The organism is Citrobacter sp. C1 (genome assembly GCF_014596895.2).
GTDB classification, from domain to species: domain Bacteria; phylum Pseudomonadota; class Gammaproteobacteria; order Enterobacterales; family Enterobacteriaceae; genus Citrobacter; species Citrobacter gillenii.
Genome location: NZ_CP115035.1, coordinates 1915678 through 1933350, shown reverse-complemented (window position 1 = coordinate 1933350; position 17673 = coordinate 1915678). Strand labels below are relative to the sequence as shown.

General features: G+C 53.2%; 13 protein-coding genes. 2 read left to right on the top strand and 11 right to left on the bottom strand.

Features of this window, described 5'->3' with window-relative positions; all coding sequences use genetic code 11:
• Positions 1–2 precede the first annotated feature (2 nt).
• From wcaD to IB214_RS09215, 7 genes are all read right to left on the bottom strand, one after another.
• Positions 3–1220, bottom strand: a complete 1218-nt coding sequence (gene wcaD, locus IB214_RS09245; RefSeq protein ID WP_117343277.1) for a colanic acid polymerase WcaD — start codon at positions 1218–1220, stop codon at positions 3–5.
• Entirely contained in the window at positions 1195–2412 is a 1218-nt protein-coding gene (wcaC, locus tag IB214_RS09240; RefSeq protein WP_117343276.1) for a colanic acid biosynthesis glycosyltransferase WcaC, read from the bottom strand. The genes wcaD and wcaC overlap by 26 nt, the downstream gene beginning before the upstream one ends.
• Entirely contained in the window at positions 2409–2897 is a 489-nt protein-coding gene (gene wcaB / locus IB214_RS09235; RefSeq protein ID WP_117343275.1) for a colanic acid biosynthesis acetyltransferase WcaB, read from the bottom strand. Before wcaB ends, wcaC begins: the two co-directional genes overlap by 4 nt.
• A 2-nt stretch (positions 2898–2899) precedes the next feature.
• Entirely contained in the window at positions 2900–3742 is an 843-nt protein-coding gene (gene wcaA, locus IB214_RS09230) for a colanic acid biosynthesis glycosyltransferase WcaA (protein ID WP_117343274.1), read from the bottom strand.
• Between the two features lie 75 nt (positions 3743–3817).
• Entirely contained in the window at positions 3818–5980 is a 2163-nt protein-coding gene (gene wzc, locus IB214_RS09225; RefSeq protein ID WP_117343273.1) for a tyrosine-protein kinase Wzc, read from the bottom strand.
• On the bottom strand, positions 5977–6426 hold the full coding sequence (wzb, locus tag IB214_RS09220; RefSeq protein WP_096756580.1) for a low molecular weight protein-tyrosine-phosphatase Wzb: 450 nt from the start codon (positions 6424–6426) through the stop codon (positions 5977–5979). The genes wzc and wzb overlap by 4 nt, the downstream gene beginning before the upstream one ends.
• 5 nt (positions 6427–6431) lie before the next feature.
• Positions 6432–7571 (bottom strand): polysaccharide export protein, encoded by a 1140-nt coding sequence (locus IB214_RS09215; RefSeq protein WP_117343272.1) that lies wholly within the window; start codon positions 7569–7571, stop codon positions 6432–6434.
• A 655-nt stretch (positions 7572–8226) separates the two neighbouring features.
• Between IB214_RS09215 and IB214_RS09210 the strand changes: the two genes are divergently transcribed.
• Complete coding sequence (locus IB214_RS09210; RefSeq protein ID WP_115259923.1) at positions 8227–9813, top strand: TerC family protein; 1587 nt, start codon at positions 8227–8229, stop codon at positions 9811–9813.
• A gap of 54 nt (positions 9814–9867) precedes the next feature.
• Here IB214_RS09210 and asmA read toward each other — a convergent pair whose 3' ends face one another.
• The 3 genes from asmA to udk form a co-directional block, all read right to left on the bottom strand.
• Positions 9868–11721, bottom strand: coding sequence for an outer membrane assembly protein AsmA (gene asmA / locus IB214_RS09205; RefSeq protein ID WP_117343271.1), 1854 nt, complete (start codon positions 11719–11721; stop codon positions 9868–9870).
• A 26-nt stretch (positions 11722–11747) separates the two neighbouring features.
• Positions 11748–12329 carry a dCTP deaminase gene (gene dcd / locus IB214_RS09200; RefSeq protein WP_096756576.1) on the bottom strand — a complete coding sequence of 194 codons (582 nt, stop codon included), beginning with the start codon at positions 12327–12329 and terminating at the stop codon, positions 11748–11750.
• Positions 12330–12420: 91 nt separating this feature from the next.
• Complete coding sequence (gene udk / locus IB214_RS09195; protein WP_005128328.1) at positions 12421–13062, bottom strand: uridine kinase; 642 nt, start codon at positions 13060–13062, stop codon at positions 12421–12423.
• Between the two features lie 315 nt (positions 13063–13377).
• Here udk and IB214_RS09190 point away from each other — a divergent pair, with 315 nt between their 5' ends.
• Positions 13378–16707: a diguanylate cyclase gene (locus IB214_RS09190; RefSeq protein ID WP_117343270.1), complete on the top strand. Its 3330-nt coding sequence runs from the start codon at positions 13378–13380 to the stop codon at positions 16705–16707.
• On the opposite strand, the gene alkA is transcribed toward IB214_RS09190, so the two are convergent.
• On the bottom strand, positions 16675–17544 hold the full coding sequence (gene alkA, locus IB214_RS09185) for a DNA-3-methyladenine glycosylase 2 (RefSeq protein WP_117343269.1): 870 nt from the start codon (positions 17542–17544) through the stop codon (positions 16675–16677). The genes IB214_RS09190 and alkA overlap by 33 nt on opposite strands.
• Positions 17545–17673: the final 129 nt, after the last annotated feature.

Below are 17673 nucleotides of genomic sequence, written 5' to 3'. Positions count from 1 at the left end.
AATTACCTCGCGATATTTAGCGCCTTGCGCAAAATAAACGGACAAACAATTAAAAACGCATATTCCGGGCTAAATACTGAACCGGTAAAAAACAGCGACAGCGGCGTAAAAAGATAAAGCTGCACCTGATAATTCGGATTATCGCCAAACGCATTTAACATCATTTTCAGAACCATTCCCATGTACCACACCGCTAATATCACAGCGAACCATGAGAAATAAATAACCAGCAGATACAAACCATTGTCTATTGTTTTTCCGACATCTGCACCGTTAAAGATTCCGAATGACGCTACATATTCATAAAGTGAGCCAAATCTGACTACGCCATCGATATTGAACAATGAATAACCGACCATCACCAGCGGCCCCACAATACGGTAATACGATGACGACCCTTCCGTGCCTAAATCACCAAGTCGTGTGGCAATGTAGGGAAAAGCAAATATTACGCCAACCATAAACACGCTAAGTGAGATTATCGCCAGCGGTAACTTCTTTTTTATCGCTTCTTTGTTCAGATACTGAAACGCCCACTCTAACAGGTAAAATAAAATAAAAGTCATTACCCCTGAAAACGATCCTGATAATATCACCCCTGCCAGAATCATAGCATCGGTCTTAGGCGTTTTGATACCAAACTGTTTGATGCTGAGCCAAATTGAGATTAATGCCAGAGCAAAGAATGCCGGTTCGAAATAAAGCGCGGTAGTTCGTTTACCACCAAACTTAATAAAGTTCAGAACATAACTGTTGCTGTAAATAAGATATTTCGAAATTGCTTCCATTAAACTGCTGCCACCGGTGAGAATAATCTGCGCCATCTCAACCGCAGCCAGCGCCACCACCAGCCCCACCACCAGCCAGAAAAAACGTAAAATCTTACGGTGGTTATGCGGTGAGACGGTTTTAAAGCGAATACTCCAGACCATGCCAATAATGATCACCGTATAGACAAACAGCATGGTGGAGGTCACATATTTGCTGGCATCCAGCGACTGACCAAACAGGTAATTAAAGGCCGTCAGCCCACCGCCAATCCCCAGCGCAATCAGCAGTTTTTTGATATTGATACGCTCAACAAACAGCAACAACAGCAGCGGCAAAAACGTGACCACGGTGACCGGAAAACTTTCCCCCAACTGCACAAGCTTGACGTTGACCAGCAGATACAGCAGCGGCAGCATCAAATAGCTACAGATTCTGATAGAACGAGACATAGTCCTCCAGCATCTGTTGGCCGCTGTAAGCGCTGCGGCTGCGCTGGCGAAAGGCCGCCAGCGACGTACCGAATACCGCCTGCGCGATCGCCGTTTTATTGCACTGCACCAGCTGCAGGACATCCTCTTCACTGAAGGTTCTGCCCCCCGATTTCGCCAGCACTTCCTGTGCGGCCTCACTGTGCGTGGCAATCACCGGTATGCCGATAGAAAGCGCTTCGCATAAAATCAGCGGGTAGTTATCCACTCGCGAGCTGAACACCAGTCCATCCATCAGGTTAAGCGCACTCATCAGTATGCGCTTGTCGGTTTCAAATCCATGATTGACCACGTTCGCGCCGCTAAACGGCGAGAATTTGCCGAAGGTATGCAGCTCTATTTTGTCGCCCAGCGCCATCATCTGTCGCACCAACTGTTGGTTGGTTTTGCCGTCATAGCGCAGGTCGTGAGCCACGATGGCGATTTTCGGCCGGCTGCGAGGCTCATCGTTTAGCGGCAAATCACTGAGAATGGCTTCGGTCGCGACATCGATCCCGTTGTTGATAATGGCGCAGCTCCCCGCGCCGTACAGGCTGTTAAACGCGTCAGCCACATGCTGACTGGGGGAGATAAACTGACAACCCAGCGCCAGCATGGCGCGAAACATCTGGCGTTTGCCGGGCAGTTGTTGATGCGCTTTATCAACCTTAACCGGCGGATAATTACTCAGCGTCGGGCATTTCCGGCAGCCGGTTTTCCAGCCTTCGCAGCCGTCAGTAAACGCGCAGCGCCCGGTCACGCTCCAGTGATCGTGCAGCGTCCAGACAAAGGTGACAGCCGGTTTATGCGCCTGCACCTTTTGACAAAACGTCACCACCTCTTCCAGATTCAGCCAGTAGCTGTGCAGCACGTGAAAATGCAGCACCAGCGGGCCTGCGGTGCGGGTGACTGTACGATACAGATTGTCGAGATTGCCAAACAGGTCGCGGTTAGCGAAGCGAAACAGCGCAATATTCAGCGCCGACGTCAGGCGCGGCGTATGCTTGAACACCTGCGGATAGTGATGGTGGCTGAGGCTTTTCTTACCGCTTTTGCCGTAGCCATAAATGAAGCGCGACGACAGCCCATGCTCCAGCGCCCGCAGGTGTAAATCCATCGCCACCCCTGCCGCGCCGCCTTCTGCCAGTCGGACATTAAATTGCAGGATATTCATTTTACGTCCTTTACTCGCGCTTTCTCACCCACCACCAGCGTATTGTCCGGCACGCTGTCCACGACAACGCTGCCAGCGCCAATCGTCACGTTATGACCAATGATGACATCGCCCAGCAAGGTGACATTGGCACCCAGCTCAACGCCGTTGCCGATCGTCGGACAGGTCAGATCGCTTCTGCCGAGATTGCCGATGGTCACGCCATGACGCAGGGTAAAATCGTCCCCGGCCACCACGCGTTTGTTGATGACTACGCCATAGCCATGATGAATAGTAAAACGACGGCCGATAGTCGCAGCCGCCTGGATTTCATAGCCGAAAATACATTCGGTAATCAGGCGATACATCACCAGCACCGGTGCGGCCCACAGGTTATTCAGCACGTTTTTTTTGCGCCAGACAGAGCAAAAATGGGCGGCCCGATAGGCCATCACCATGCAGCACGGACGCAGACTCCAGCTATTGGCGCGGATATCTTCCAGCATACTTAGCGCCCCCGCAGACCGTCGGCCAGGCGTTTACCGTTACGCAGCGACAACAGGGTCAGTAACGTGCGCCAGTTCATGCGTTTGTTGCGGATCTGATACAGCGTAAACAGCTGATATTTTTTGCTGGCGCGGTCAAATTTGCCTTTGTGCTTACGGTAAAACTGGAAGTAACCGGAGAATTTTTTCGGCGATGAGGTAATGCGCATCTCGCCGTGATTCACATGCAGGATCTGCGTGGCTTCATTGACCTTCCATGGCTCGCCATAGGCCACCACCATGCGCAGAAAAATGTCGTAATCCTGTGCCGCTTTCAGCGAGGTATCGAACAGGCAGGCTTTGAACCGCCACGCCCAGGTAAAGACCTGATTGCCAATAATGTTGCGTTTATAGAACCTGCGCCGTGAGTACACCGACTTGGGATACAGCGGCAGGCTGGCGGGCTGGGAATAGACTTCGCCTTCGCAGATATAATCATTGGCATACAGAAACGCCCGAGTGACCAGCTGATGGCGATCTTTAAGAAACACGCTCAGGCGATTCGGCGTCCACTCATCGTCGTCATCAATACCGGTAATGTACTGCCCGCAGGCCTGCATGATGGCCTGATTGCGCACCGCGCACGCCCCGGAATTAAAGGCATTATGGGTATAGGTGACGCGCGGATCGTTCAGCTCTTCTACATACTGCTTTAATTGTTCATACGCAGAGGAGCAGTCATCCACGATGATCATCTCCCAGTGCGGATAATCCTGACGCAGGACCGATTTAATCGCCCGGATCGCCAGTTGCTGACGATTCCAGGTCGGCATATAAATTGAAATGAGCGGGTTGTCTGTGGTCATTTTCATTCCCAGGGTATAAATATGTTTCTGTAGGCCGGATAAGGCGTTTACGCCGCATCCGGCAGGGTTGGTTATTTATTTCGAATCCGACGTGTATGCATATTCGTAGTAGCCGTAATCCTGATACCCGCTTGCGCGTCGGAAGATGGAGTTGAGGATCACGCCCTTAACCTGAATCCCGTTTTGCTCAAAGCGGCTCAGGCTGGTTTCCACCTCTTTCAGGGTGTTGACGGCATAACGAGCGACCATCAGCGTGGTGCCAACATGACGGCCAACAATGGCCGCGTCGGTCACCGCCAGAATGGGCGGGGTATCAATCAGTACCAGGTCATAGCGCGCACTGGCCCAGGCAATCAGCTCGCCAAAACGCTCGCTCATCAGCAGTTCAGAAGGGTTGGGTGGCACCTGACCGCGCGGGACCAGATCGAAATGAGGAATAGACGTCGGTTTGGCGCAAGTGGCCATATCTCCCTTACCCACAAGGATGTCGGACAGACCGTTGACGTTATTGGTGCCCAGCAACTCATGCGTGTACCCTTTGCGCATATCGCAGTCGATCAGCAGCACGCGTTTATTGGTCTGGCTGATCACCGCCGCCAGGTTGGCACAGACAAAGGTTTTGCCAATTGATGGGCTGACGCCAGTGAGCATCAGCACATTATTGCGCGCCTGCATCATGGCGAAGTGCAGGCTGGTGCGCAGGCTGCGCACCGCTTCTATCGCCAGGTCCGTGGGGTTACCCACCGCGAGCAGTTGGCTTTGCTTGTAACGTTTGATGCCTTTAATGGTCTGCACGTTATCACGCGCTTTTTGCCATTCCGACAGCGGAATACTGGCATATACGTTGATTCCCTGTTCTTCCAGCGCCTGCGGGCTTTCGATTCCGCGGTTGAACAGCGAACGCAGCAGCACGCCGACCACCGACAGCATCAGGCCTAGCAGAATACTGCCGAGAATAATCAGCGCAGTTTTCGGCTTCAGCACGCCGGGCTGAGCAATGGCCGGGTCGACAATACGCACATCCCCTACCGTGCTGGCTTCGGTTATCTTCAGCTCCTGCTGCTTGTTCAGCAACTGCATATAGACCTGCTGACCGGACTCCACATCGCGGGTCAAACGGACAATTTCCTGCTGCGTTTTTGGCATCGCCGTCACCCGGCCGTTCAGTTTGCCTTTCTCATCTTCCAGCGCCTGACGTTTTTCCAGCAGCGTGCGGTAAGCCGGATGCGCTTTGGTGAACAGCTTGGAGATTTCCGCCTCCTTGAACGTCAGTTCATTCAACTGGGCGTCAATGTTAACCATCGAATCCAGCACCGCTTTGGCTTCCAGCGGTAAATCGACTGAATCTTTATCCTGACGAAAGGCGTTCAGTTTGTTTTCGGCAACGTCCAGACGGTTACGCACCTCCGGCAACTGCCTGGCCAAAAATGCCAGGCTTTTGGCGGCCTCTTCGGATTTGCGTACGATGTTTTGTTCAAGGTAGTTACGGGTGATGCTGTCGAGAATTTGGCGGATCTGCTCGCGGTCCTCGCCGGTGAATGTCAGGCTCAAAACGCCGGTGTCTTTGCCGGTTTCCGTCACGCTGAGGTTATTTTGCAGGGCGTTTATCATGCCCAGCGTGGAATATTTGCTGACAGTAAAGGCGCTGCCAGCAGCAGCATGAATAGCGTTAACCTGCATCGTGACGCCGCCGTGGTTTAACGGCTGTCCAACCTGACCCTGGGCGCTAAAACCGCCGTCACTGATCAGCTGATAACTTTTATTATTCAGCACCTTAATGGTGAACGCTTGCTCATTCATTGCCTTTGGTAAGGTGAACGTCGTCACGTTAACCGTTTCGTTCTGGCGGCCCATCAGACGGTCCCAACCCGCCCCAAACAGCGGGAACGTCTCCTTGGTGACGGCGATATCCAGATCCAGATCGTCCACCGTTTTCCCCAACACCAGCCGCGACTTAATCAGCTGAATTTCGGCTTCCGAGGCGGGTGGTTTATTCGATAACGCCGAGCCGATATCCTGCACCAGTGAATTGCCGGTGTTTTGCTCAATCTGCACCAGCGCATCGGCACTGTAGATAGGCGTGGCAAACAGCGTGTAAATGGCCGCGCACAGCGTAAAGGCCGCGGTAATACCCAGCACCCACCAGCGCGCTTCCAGCACCGTCCCGACCAGGCGACCGATATCAATTTCATCATTGCCGGTTGCTGACGCAGCAGACTGTTTTACGTTCTCTGTCATTGTTTTCCCTGCTCCGCGTTCAGTGCCTGAGCCCATTGGCGGGCAGACTGTTCAAGTAAGGCGTACACTGCGTCAAACGCATCCTGGCTTTTACGGTAAGGGTCAGGTATTTCGCGCTCACTGTCCCAGTGACCAAATAGCATCACCTTGCCGCGCATCTCCGGTGCCATATCACACAGCGCGGTAATGTGGCGCTTCTCCATGGTGAGGATCAGGTCGTAATCCCGGCACATTTTTCCTGAGATTTGCCGCGCACAATGATTCTCCAGCGACAGGTTATGTGCCTGCGCCACGCTCACCGCACACGGGTCGGCTCCCTTGCCCACCAGCGCCCCGAGACCTGCAGAGGCGACCGTCAACGCCGGATGAAACTGCCTTAACAGGCGCTCTGCCGTTGGGGAACGGCAAATGTTCCCCACGCAGACAACTAAGATTTTGTTAAACATGTCGATTACCAGTTGTGAAGGTCGCTGGCCGTATCCGTCATATAACGAACACCGCTAATGGTCGGCAGCAACTGATTGATCAAACGGTTCCAGCGGGCGACCGGTGCGGTAGTGACATACACCACGTCGTAAGGCTGAAGGCGGAATTCCGTCGCCATCACCAGAGAGGTGGCATCGGACATATCGAGCTGATAAATATTGGCAATCTTGCTGTTGCGTGCGCCCTCGCCTTTCAATGGTCGAATGACGAAGATGCCGCTGGCATTGGAGGTGGTCAGGTCGATCCCTTCCGCATTGCCCAACGCTTCGGTTAGCGTCATACCGCTGAAGTCCATTTTGAGGGTGCTCTGTTTCTTCACTTCCCCCATTACGAAGACTTTCAGATCGTCGTTGCGTGGAACAAACAGGATGTCGCCTGGGTAAAGCAGTCGGTTCTGGCTGAGATCGCCATTTTGCATCAGTGCCTGCAGGGAAATTCGCTGCTCCTGACCGTTATGGGTCAGCACGACGTTACGCCAGTCCGCCGCCTCGGTCAGGCCGCCAGCGGCATTAATGGCGTCGAGAATGGTTAACGGTACGTTGGTAATGGCCTGCTGGCCGGATTTGTTCACCTGCCCGGAGACATAAGCCTTCTGCGAGCGGAAAGCGGCGATATTAACGTCCACCTGCGGGTCAGCAATGTACTTCGCTAAGCGCCCGGTAATATCACTGCGGATTTCTGCCAACGTTTTCCCGGACACGTTGACTTTGCCAATGTAGGGATAAAACATGGTGCCATCGGGCTGAACCCAGTTGCCGGCATCGCTGGAGCTGCGGTATTGCCCCGCTGGCGTGGTCAGTTCCGGATGGTCCCAGACGGTCACATTCAGGACGTCGCCCGGGCCAACGCGATACTGGTACCCGGAAATCTCCTGGTCCAGCGAAGTATTGGGTTGGGCGACGTTTGGACGTGGGCGTAATTGTTCTACCAGTCGGGGCGTCAGTGGATAAACATTCACCATACGGTCGAGATCGAAATCAGCGTCCTGCTGCTTAATCACGTCTTTACCCATCGTCGACATATTGCTGCCCGGTAGTACGGTACAACCGTTTATCAAGATCACCGACACCAGGACGGGTATCAATTTAATTTTGGATTTCATCATTGATTATTTATCACTTTGGCAGAGTCATTATCACGTGCTTTCTAAATGGCAGTTTCACCTGTTCACATTTACCTTGCCGTTAATTGAAACGAAATTTAACTGGCATCAATCCTAAAAATATTGAATTCATCTTCGGTCTGTTGACTGAATAAATCAGGCTGTTCATCAGGCGGCCAGGCACGCTACCGCCCCTGGCTTAGTTAGCTACCAATGCACTGATTAATTTAAATTTTTACCTTCCTCTTTATTTTCGCCATACCCTTCTCCGCGTCACATCAGGAAATGCAGCACGGAGCAAAGAAGAAATAGGCATCTTGTTATATACGGAAAGAATTGTTGCAGCTAAAGGAATAGCAGGCAAGATAACAACGCCGCTACCGCTTGCTTTTAAGATTAATATTAAGAATGAAATTTGAATATTTTTAGGATTTTATTGATATTGACAGTGCCAATATAAAAAACAAACCACCTGCGATATTTCCTAAATATATGCCGCGTTAAAAAATTATTTCCTGCAGCAACATTAAGGCTATTTCTCGACTGACTGTCGGATATCAATAACAGAGAAATCCGCTCCCGGCATTGCATTTTTCGCTGGCTTTATCCATGATCGAATTGTGACAATTGTCATACAACTATGGGTATCATTTTTACTATGGAATGGATTGCCGATCCGTCAATCTGGGCCGGACTCGTCACACTAATCGTGATAGAACTTGTTCTTGGCATTGATAATCTTGTTTTTATTGCCATCCTCGCGGAGAAATTACCTCCAGCCCAGCGGGACAAGGCGCGTATTACCGGGCTCCTGCTGGCGATGGTGATGCGTCTGCTGCTGCTGGCCTCAATCTCCTGGCTGGTCACGCTGACCACCCCGCTGTTTAGCATTCGGGATCTGAGCTTTAGCGCACGGGACCTGATCATGCTCTTCGGGGGCTTCTTCCTGCTGTTCAAAGCCACAATGGAGCTCAATGAACGGCTGGAGGGGAAAGACAGCGATAACCCCACCCAGCGTAAAGGCGCGAAGTTTTGGGGCGTGGTCGCACAAATCGTGGTGCTGGATGCCATCTTCTCGCTCGACTCGGTGATCACCGCCGTCGGGATGGTCGATCATCTGGCCGTGATGATGGCCGCCGTCATTATTGCCATTAGCCTGATGGTGCTGGCCAGCAAGTCGTTGACCCGCTTTGTCAACAGCCACCCTACCATCGTTATTCTGTGTCTTAGCTTCCTGCTGATGATCGGCTTCAGCCTGGTCGCCGAAGGGTTTGGTTTCCGCATTCCAAAAGGCTACCTGTACGCGGCTATCGGCTTCTCGGTCATGATTGAGGCATTAAATCAGCTGGCCATCTTCAACCGCCGCCGTTTTCTGTCAGCCAATCATACCCTGCGCCAGCGTACCGCTGAGGCGGTGATGCGTCTGCTGAGTGGACAAAAAGAAGATGCCGAACTGGATGCTGAAACAGCAGCCATGCTGGCCGATCATCATGAAGGTCAGATTTTTGCTCCGCAGGAGCGCCGGATGATTGAACGTGTGCTGAATCTGAATCAGCGCACCGTCAGCAGCATTATGACCTCGCGCCATGATATTGAGCACATCGACCTGAACGCACCCGAAGCGGAGATCCGCGCCCTGCTGGAGAAAAACCAGCACACGCGTCTGGTGGTCACCGGAGAAGATGAGCAGGAAGAACTGCTCGGAGTGGTACACGTCATCGACCTGCTGCAACAGTCGCTGCGCGGCGAGCCGCTCGATCTACGCGCCTTGATCCGCCAGCCGCTGGTATTCCCGGAGACCCTGCCGCTACTGCCGGCGCTGGAGCAGTTCCGTAATGCCCGTACCCACTTTGCGTTTGTGGCGGATGAATTTGGTTCCGTAGAGGGACTTGTGACGCTGAGCGACGTGATGGAAACCATCGCCGGAAACCTGCCGAATGAAGTGGAAGAGATCGACGCCCGCCACGACATTCAGAAAAATGCTGACGGTTCATGGACGGCTAACGGGCATATGCCGCTGGAAGATCTGGTGCAATACGTCCCGATTCCCCTTGATGAGAAACGGGAATATCACACCATTGCCGGGCTGTTGATGGAATATTTGCAGCGTATACCGAAAACCGGGGAAGAAGTGCAGGTGGGCGACTATCGACTGAAAACGTTGCAGGTGGAAAACCACCGGGTGCAAAAGGTCCAGTTAATACCGCTGCACACTAATGACGAAGAGATGGATTACGAAGTGTAGGTGACGGTGACGTGCCGGATGAGACGCTCTCGCGCCGTCATCCGGCATTATCCGTCAGAGTTTATCCAGCAGTTTTTTCACATCTTTGCCGCTACGGGACTCTTTGTTGCGATCGGCCCAGTCGTTCAGCCGACGTTTCGCTTCATCCTGTACATGCTTACGCAGCAGCTGGTCCACCTGCAGGTTATAGTTCAACGCCTGCCATGGCCCATAAATACGCAGCGGAACCGGCGTGGCTTTCAGGAAGTCAATCAGTTTGCTTTCCCCATCCCAGCCGCCCAACACACGCACGTTAAACTGCGTGTCACACGTCTGCTCAACCAGATCCAGCGTCCCTTTACCGGAAAGCGCTAACATGGAAGACAGCCCTTCCATCTCATCCAACGACACCTTGCCGTTATCCAGCGACAGCTCGGTGACAAAACGATCCAGTCGGGTCACGTTGTCCAGACTCTGCTGAGACTTCACGTCGCCGCCGCTGCGCTCAACGGCCTGCTGTACCAGCTGCTGGAAGTTCATCCCTTCCATGCGTGTGTCGCTCATATCAACATGGGCCTGCCCTTGCCAGCTGTGACGGAACGCCTGCGCGTCAATATCAGAACCGGAAAAATCGCCCGCCAGCGACAGCTTGCCGGTAAGCGCAATCGGATAGTTAAAGGCTTTCAGGATGGTACCGATTTCGACGTTTTCCAGACGCGGATGAAAGACTGCGTGCGGCTGCGCCTTTCTGGCATCCAGCTTGCCGGGCAGCGAAATCAACCCACCCTCACTCGTCCCCTGCAATTCAGTGATACTCAGCAAGCCTGACTGATTCGCCATTTTGGCTGAAACGTTATCAAAGGCCATTTTACGCCACAGGACTTTGTCTGCCTGTAGCGCAATATCTGCGGAAAAACCCCTGAGCCCCTGATACGACACGGCATCGACCTGGGACGCAATCACCGGTCGAGCGAGCGTTGACTGGCTTTGCCCCTGTTGCACCTCGCCGCTCGTTGCCGCCGCGGCGTCACGTTGCACCAGCAAGTTATCCAGATTGAGCAGACCAAAGCGCAGATCGACGCCCCAGTCCGGTTTATCAGACAGCGACACACGGGCTTGCCCGGACAGTGTGCTGTCGTTGGCCGTCAACGCAATCTGGTTAAACGCGAGCTGTTTATTCTCTTCCTGCCACTGAACCTGCAGCTTACCCTGCCCCTGAATCCCCTGCTGCGGCAGATCGGCGCCCTGTAACTGCCAACTGAGCTTCTCGATATTGGCCGCCAGGTTATGCGGGTAGTCAGACGCATCAACGCTACCGTTAAAGGCTAAGGCCAGATCGCGCTGATCGCGGTTTACGCGACCAGAGAAGTCAAAGGTACCGCGATGCTGGGTGTCCTGTTCCATTTCCAGGTGAATGTCGCGAACCGTAATCTGTTCATCATCTTCATGCTGGAATACCAGCACGCTGTCGGCAACGCGCAGACGCGCGATGTCAAACGACCATCCACGGTCTTCGGCGACATCGGGCAACGTATTGTCTTTCGGGGCAATGGGCGCATCTTCGCCACGCACCGCTTCGGTCTGCGGCGTCAGCTGAATAACAGCACCTTTGAGCATCACCTGCTTCACACTGAGCTGGTGGCTCAACAGCGGCCATAACGCGACGTCCAGACGCATATTGTCGGCACGAACCAGCGGTTCGCTGGCCCCTTCAGCCGTTAACACCATGCGTCCAGAGAGGATGCTAAGCTGGGGCCAAACGTGCCAACGCAGTGGGCCGTCCAGTTGCAATTGATATCCGCTACGTGCAGCAACCTGCTTCACCATATACGCGCGAAAATCATTGGGATTCACCAACATTACTAACGCAGAAAAACCGGCCACCAGCACGACCAGGAGAATCATCAGCGTCGTCAGAAATCGTCTCATGCTATCCCCAAAGGACTGAAAATAAATCAGTCTTTATCAATCCGGCTGGCTACTGCACCCTGCTGGTCGCGATACTTCGCATCCTGGCGGCGATTGTAGGGACGCGCAGCCGGACCGGAGAGCGGTTCAAAACTCAGCGCACCAATCGGCATGCCCGGACGCAAGGCCAGCGGTAATTTCCCGGAGTTATAAAATTCCAGCACAATGCACCCTGACCAGCCCGGATCGATACGGTGCGCGGTCACGTGAACCATCAGGCCCAGACGCGCCAGCGACGAACGGCCGTCTAACCAGCCAACCAAATCTGCCGGAAGCGTCACGGATTCAAAGGTTACGGCCAACGCTAACTCACCGGGATGCAGGAAAAATGCTTCGCCTTCGGCAAGGACAATTTCATCACTCATCACGCGATCCAGCGCGGCGCTAACTTCATCCTTCGGCCCGCTCAAATCGATATACGCTGCCGTATGACCGCGGAACGTACGAAATTTATTGCCAAGACGCACATCTACTGTTGCGCCATTAATACGCTCGACAGGAGGACGTGGATTGATCGACAGACGACCTGCATCCAACCAGGCTTCAATATCTCGGTCACATAAACGCATGGCACTTTCTCCTTTCGTGCTTCAACCCCTTAACGCCAGGTGCGTTAAGGGTGAACCAGGTTATTACTGAACGGTACACAATTCGCTGAACTTATTCAAAGAACTGACTGATTTTCGCCTTCAGAATATCGATGGCAATGCGGTTTTTACCCCCGCGCGGCACGATGATATCGGCGTATTGTTTTGAGGGTTCAATAAATTGCAGGAACATTGGACGCACAGTTTTCTGGTATTGCGCCATCACCGAATCCATCGAGCGGCCGCGCTCGTTGACGTCCCGCTTGATACGGCGCATCAGACAAATGTCGAGCGGGGTATCTACAAAAATAGAAAAATTCATCTCGTCACGCAAACGTGCATCCGTCAGTAGCAAAATGCCTTCGAGGATAATCACTTTTTTGGGTTCAATATGAATAGTCTCTTGCGTACGCGTGTGTTCAACATAGCTGTAGACGGGTAATTCAATCGCCGAGCCGCGTTTCAGCGTTTGCAGATGCTGGAACAGCAGGCTGTGATCCATCGCGTTCGGATGGTCGTAGTTGGTTTTTACACGTTCTTCCATCGACAGATGGCTTTGATCTTTGTAATAACTGTCTTCGGGAATAACGCCAATATGTTCGTCACCCACTTGTTCACGCAATTCGCGATAGAGAGTACTGGCAATAAGACTCTTGCCGGAAGCCGATGCGCCGGCAATGCCGATAATGACGCACTGATGAGACTGATCAGTCATAAATTTAGCGACCTGATTAACCTGGATGTTAGGAAGGGGGCGTCGAAACGCCAAACGCGGCAATTATAGGGATTTCAGCGGCGCGACGCCAGCCCAGGCTGCACCAATGCAGTCCCTGTCGCAAATTAAAATGGTCAGTTTTAAAGCAGGCACAAAATTTATTCACCCACCTTAGGAATTAATAGCTTGAGAGTGTTATTTTATGAGCAGCTGGCGTATAAATTGTAAAATGTTTGTACTAGCATAATCACAGATTAAACATGATGCTTCCGGCATCTTCGCCACGGCGACATCGGCTATTCGGGTAAAGCGGTAATGAGTAAACCATCCCAACATGTTTTAGTTACCTTACCGCATCCTCTACTGCGCCTGGCCAGTTTAGGTCTGGTGGCGTTCATCTTTACGTTGTTCTCGCTGGAGCTGTCCCGTTACGGCACGCAGCTGGCGCCGCTGTGGTTCCCGACCTCAATTATGATGGTGGCTTTTTACCGTCATGCAGGAAAGATGTGGCCGGGGATCGCGCTGGCATGCTCCCTGGGCAGCATCGGTGCCTCTTTGTTGTTCTTCCCGACCGACACGCTGAATTTCACCTACACTGCCATCAATATTATTGAGGCCGTTGCGGGCGCCATGTTATTGCGCAGGCTGTTGCCCTGGTACAATCCCTTACAAAATCTTAACGACTGGGCGCGTCTGGCATTCGGTAGTGCCGTGGTCCCGCCGCTGCTGGGCGGTTTTTTGATGTGGCTGCTGCTTCCAGGTGAAACGTCGTTAAATACGTTTCTAATTTGGGTGCTTTCAGAATCCATCGGCGCGCTCGCGCTGGTACCGTTAGGTTTGCTGTTTAAGCCGCACTATCTGCTGCGTCACCGCGATCCCCGTTTATTGCTGGAAACGCTCATCACCCTACTGGTAACTTTAGCGTTCAGCTGGCTGTCGATGATGTATCTTCCATGGCCGTTTACCTGCGTGATCGTTTTGCTGATGTGGAGTGCCGTGCGTCTGCCGCGCATGGAAGCGTTTCTGATTTTCCTCAGCACCGTAATGATGGTCTCGCTAATGCTGGCCGCCGATCCTTCACTGCTCTCCACCTCGAAAACGTTTGTCATGTCCAGCATGCCTTGGCTGCCGTTTTTGATGATTCTGTTACCGGCAAACATGATGACCATGGTCATGTACGCGTTTCGTGCCGAACGTAAACACATTTCAGAGAGCGAAACGCGTTTTCGCAACGCCATGGAATACTCCGCTATCGGCATGGCGCTGGTGGGCACCGAGGGGCAATGGCTACAGGCCAATAAAGCCTTGTGTCATTTTCTGGGTTACAGCCAGGAAGAGCTGCGCTCGCTGACCTTCCAGCAGTTAACCTGGCCGGAAGATCTGAATAACGACCTTGAGCAGCTGCAAATGCTGTCGCGCGGTGAAATCAATAGTTATTCAATGGAAAAACGCTATTACACCCGTGCAGGCGAGGTGGTCTGGGCACTGCTGGCCGTTTCACTGGTACGTCATAGCGATAACACCCCGCTCTACTTTATTGCCCAAGTTGAGGACATTAACGACCTGAAACACACGGAGTGGATCAATAAGCGGTTAATGGAACGTATTACGCTGGCGAATGAAGCAGGCGGCATTGGCATCTGGGAATGGGAATTGCAGCCTGACGTAATCAGCTGGGATAAGCGCATGTTCGATCTTTATGAGGTCCCTGCGCACATCAAACCCAGTTGGCAAGTCTGGTATGACTGCGTGGTTCCTGAAGATCGCGAACATGCCGAAAGCGTGATTCGCGATTCGCTGGCGGCACGTGTTCCTTTCAAACTTGAATTCCGCATTGCGGTCAAAGACGGCATTCGGCATATCCGCTCGTTGGCTAACCGGGTGCTGAATAAAGACGGCGAAGTGGAACGTTTGCTCGGTATCAATCTCGACATGACCGAAGTGAAGCAACTCCACGAGGCGCTGTATCAGGAAAAAGAGCGTTTGCATATTACGCTGGATTCCATCGGTGAAGCGGTGATTTGTATCGACGTCGACCTGAAAATCACCTTTATGAATCCGGTGGCCGAGAAAATGAGCGGCTGGTCGCAAGAGAGCGCATTAGGGATCCCGTTGCTCACGGTGCTGCGTATTACTTTCGGTGATAACGGCCCGCTAATGGAAAATATCTACAGCGCCGACATGTCGCGCACGGCTATTGAGCAAGAAGTGGTCCTGCATTGTCGTAACGGCACCAGCTACGATATTCAGTACAGTATCACGCCGCTCAGCACCCTCGACGGCGGTAGCATTGGCTCCGTGTTGGTGATTCAGGATGTCACCGAATCACGTAAGATGTTGCGTCAACTCAGTTACAGCGCATCGCATGATGACCTCACGCATCTGGCCAACCGGGTCAGCTTCGAAAACCATCTGAAACAATTGCTGCATACGGTACACAACTCCCATCAGCGTCACGCGCTGGTCTTCATCGATCTGGATCGTTTTAAAGCCGTCAACGATAGCGCCGGTCATGCGGCGGGAGATGCCTTGCTGCGCGAGCTGTCTTCTCTGATGCTGAGCATGCTGCGCACCAGCGATGTGCTGGCGCGTCTTGGCGGCGATGAGTTCGGCTTGCTGCTGCCAGATTGTAATATCGAAAGTGCCCGGTTTATCGCGGGTCGCGTCATTAGCGCCATCAATGATTACCACTTTACATGGGAAGGCCGCTTACACCGTATTGGCGCCAGTGCCGGGATCACGCTAATTGATGACAAAAATCGTATCGCCACCGAGGTGATGTCGCAGGCAGATATTGCCTGCTACGCGGCCAAAAATAGCGGACGTGGGCGGGTATGCGTCTATGAACCCCAGCAGAGCCAGATGCATGCGACGCGAGGGATACTGTCACCCGATGAACAACGCAACATCATTACCCATAACCCAATATTGATGATCACCCACGGCGTCGCGTCTCCACGGGTTCCTGAGACCTTTAGCTTCTGGCTGTTGTCGCTGCGCTTATGGAACAGCGAAGGCGACGTCATTGAGGAGCAGGCTTTCCGCGCCGGTCTGGTCGATCCTGCACTCAATCATGCCCTCGACCGTCGGGTCTTTACTGAATTTTTCCAGCATTCTGCCTCCGCTGTTGCCGGTAAAGGGCTTAGCGTTGCCCTGCCCCTTTCCGCCGCCGGGTTGCTCAATCCCGTGCTGGTTGATGAACTGCTGGCATTGATGGAAAACAGTCCGCTTCCGCCTCGTTTATTGCATCTGAGCATACCGGTAGACGTGATGAAAACGCATCCAGCGCAGGCCATGCCCGCCATGCAACGATTACGCCAGGCGGGTTGTCGCATTATTTTAAGCCAGGTCGGTCGCGATTTAGAGGTTTTTGACAATCTCAAGTATCACGTCGCTGATTACCTGTTACTTGACAGCGAACTGAGCGCCAGCGCGCACGGCAATCTGACGGACGAAATGTGGGTTTCCATTATTCAGAGCCACGCACAACGTCTGGATATCAAAACTATCGCTGGACCGGTAAACATGCCGCTGATTATGGATGCCCTGTCTGGCATCGGTATTGATATGATTTTTGGCGATATTATTGCCGACGCCCAACCGCTGGAGTTGCTACTCAACACCAGCAATTTCGCCATCAACTGATGGTTGCCAGCCTTCCGTATACCAGATATGCAGTAGCGCGTAGGAACGCCAGGGCTTCCAGCGCTCTGCGTAGCGCCGGATTTGCGCCGGCGTCATGCCTGGAAAACGCTGTTTAATCAAGTAATCATCGGGAAGAAAAATGTCCTTCGCCTGCCACCCGCGCAGCGCGAAGTAATTGGCCGTCCAGCGTCCAATGCCTGGAAACGTTTGTAACTGCTTCACCCCCTGCTCGATATCAGGCGGGGCAACAGGCTTAAGCGTGCCATCCAGCGCCGCCCGGGCAAGGTGAATCAGCGCTTCCGCACGTTTAAGCGGCATGCCCAGCGCTTTCAGCTCCAGCGGTTGTGCGGCGGCCAGTGCCTCAGGAGTAGGAAAGCACACGTACTCTGGTGCGTCGGCAAGCCTATCGCCATACAGATGTACCACCTTCGCCGTCAGTTTTGCCGCCATCGCCACGCTGACCAACTGACCTAAAATCGCGCGAACGCCCTGTTCGAACGCATCAACCGATCCCGGTAGACGCAATCCAGGGCGTGCGGCTCCCAGACGCCCCAACGCGCTGACAACGTGCTGCGGACAGCAGTTCAGATCGAACAACTGCGCCATTTTGGCCAGACACTCGCGGGCAACGGGCTGAAGTCCCGGGCTTAACGTTACCTGCAGCACGTTGGCCTCCAGATCCGGGACAACACTCACCACCCCACGATGCTGGCCAATCGCCAGGCTTCTTGCATACGTCAATGTGCCTACAGTTTCTACGCCATCCACGGCACGGTCAGCGAGAAACCCCAGCATCCAGGGCCAGTCATAGGGCGATTGCCAGTTCAGTGTATACATGTCCGCGTCCTTTTTTTTACCAGCCTACAGCATAAATGCTATTCCGCCGATGCGCCTTGCTTTCATATTCCAGTTGTCGGGACGACAACATTTCGCTAAAGTCTCGCCCCTTCTTGACTGCCCTGGGGA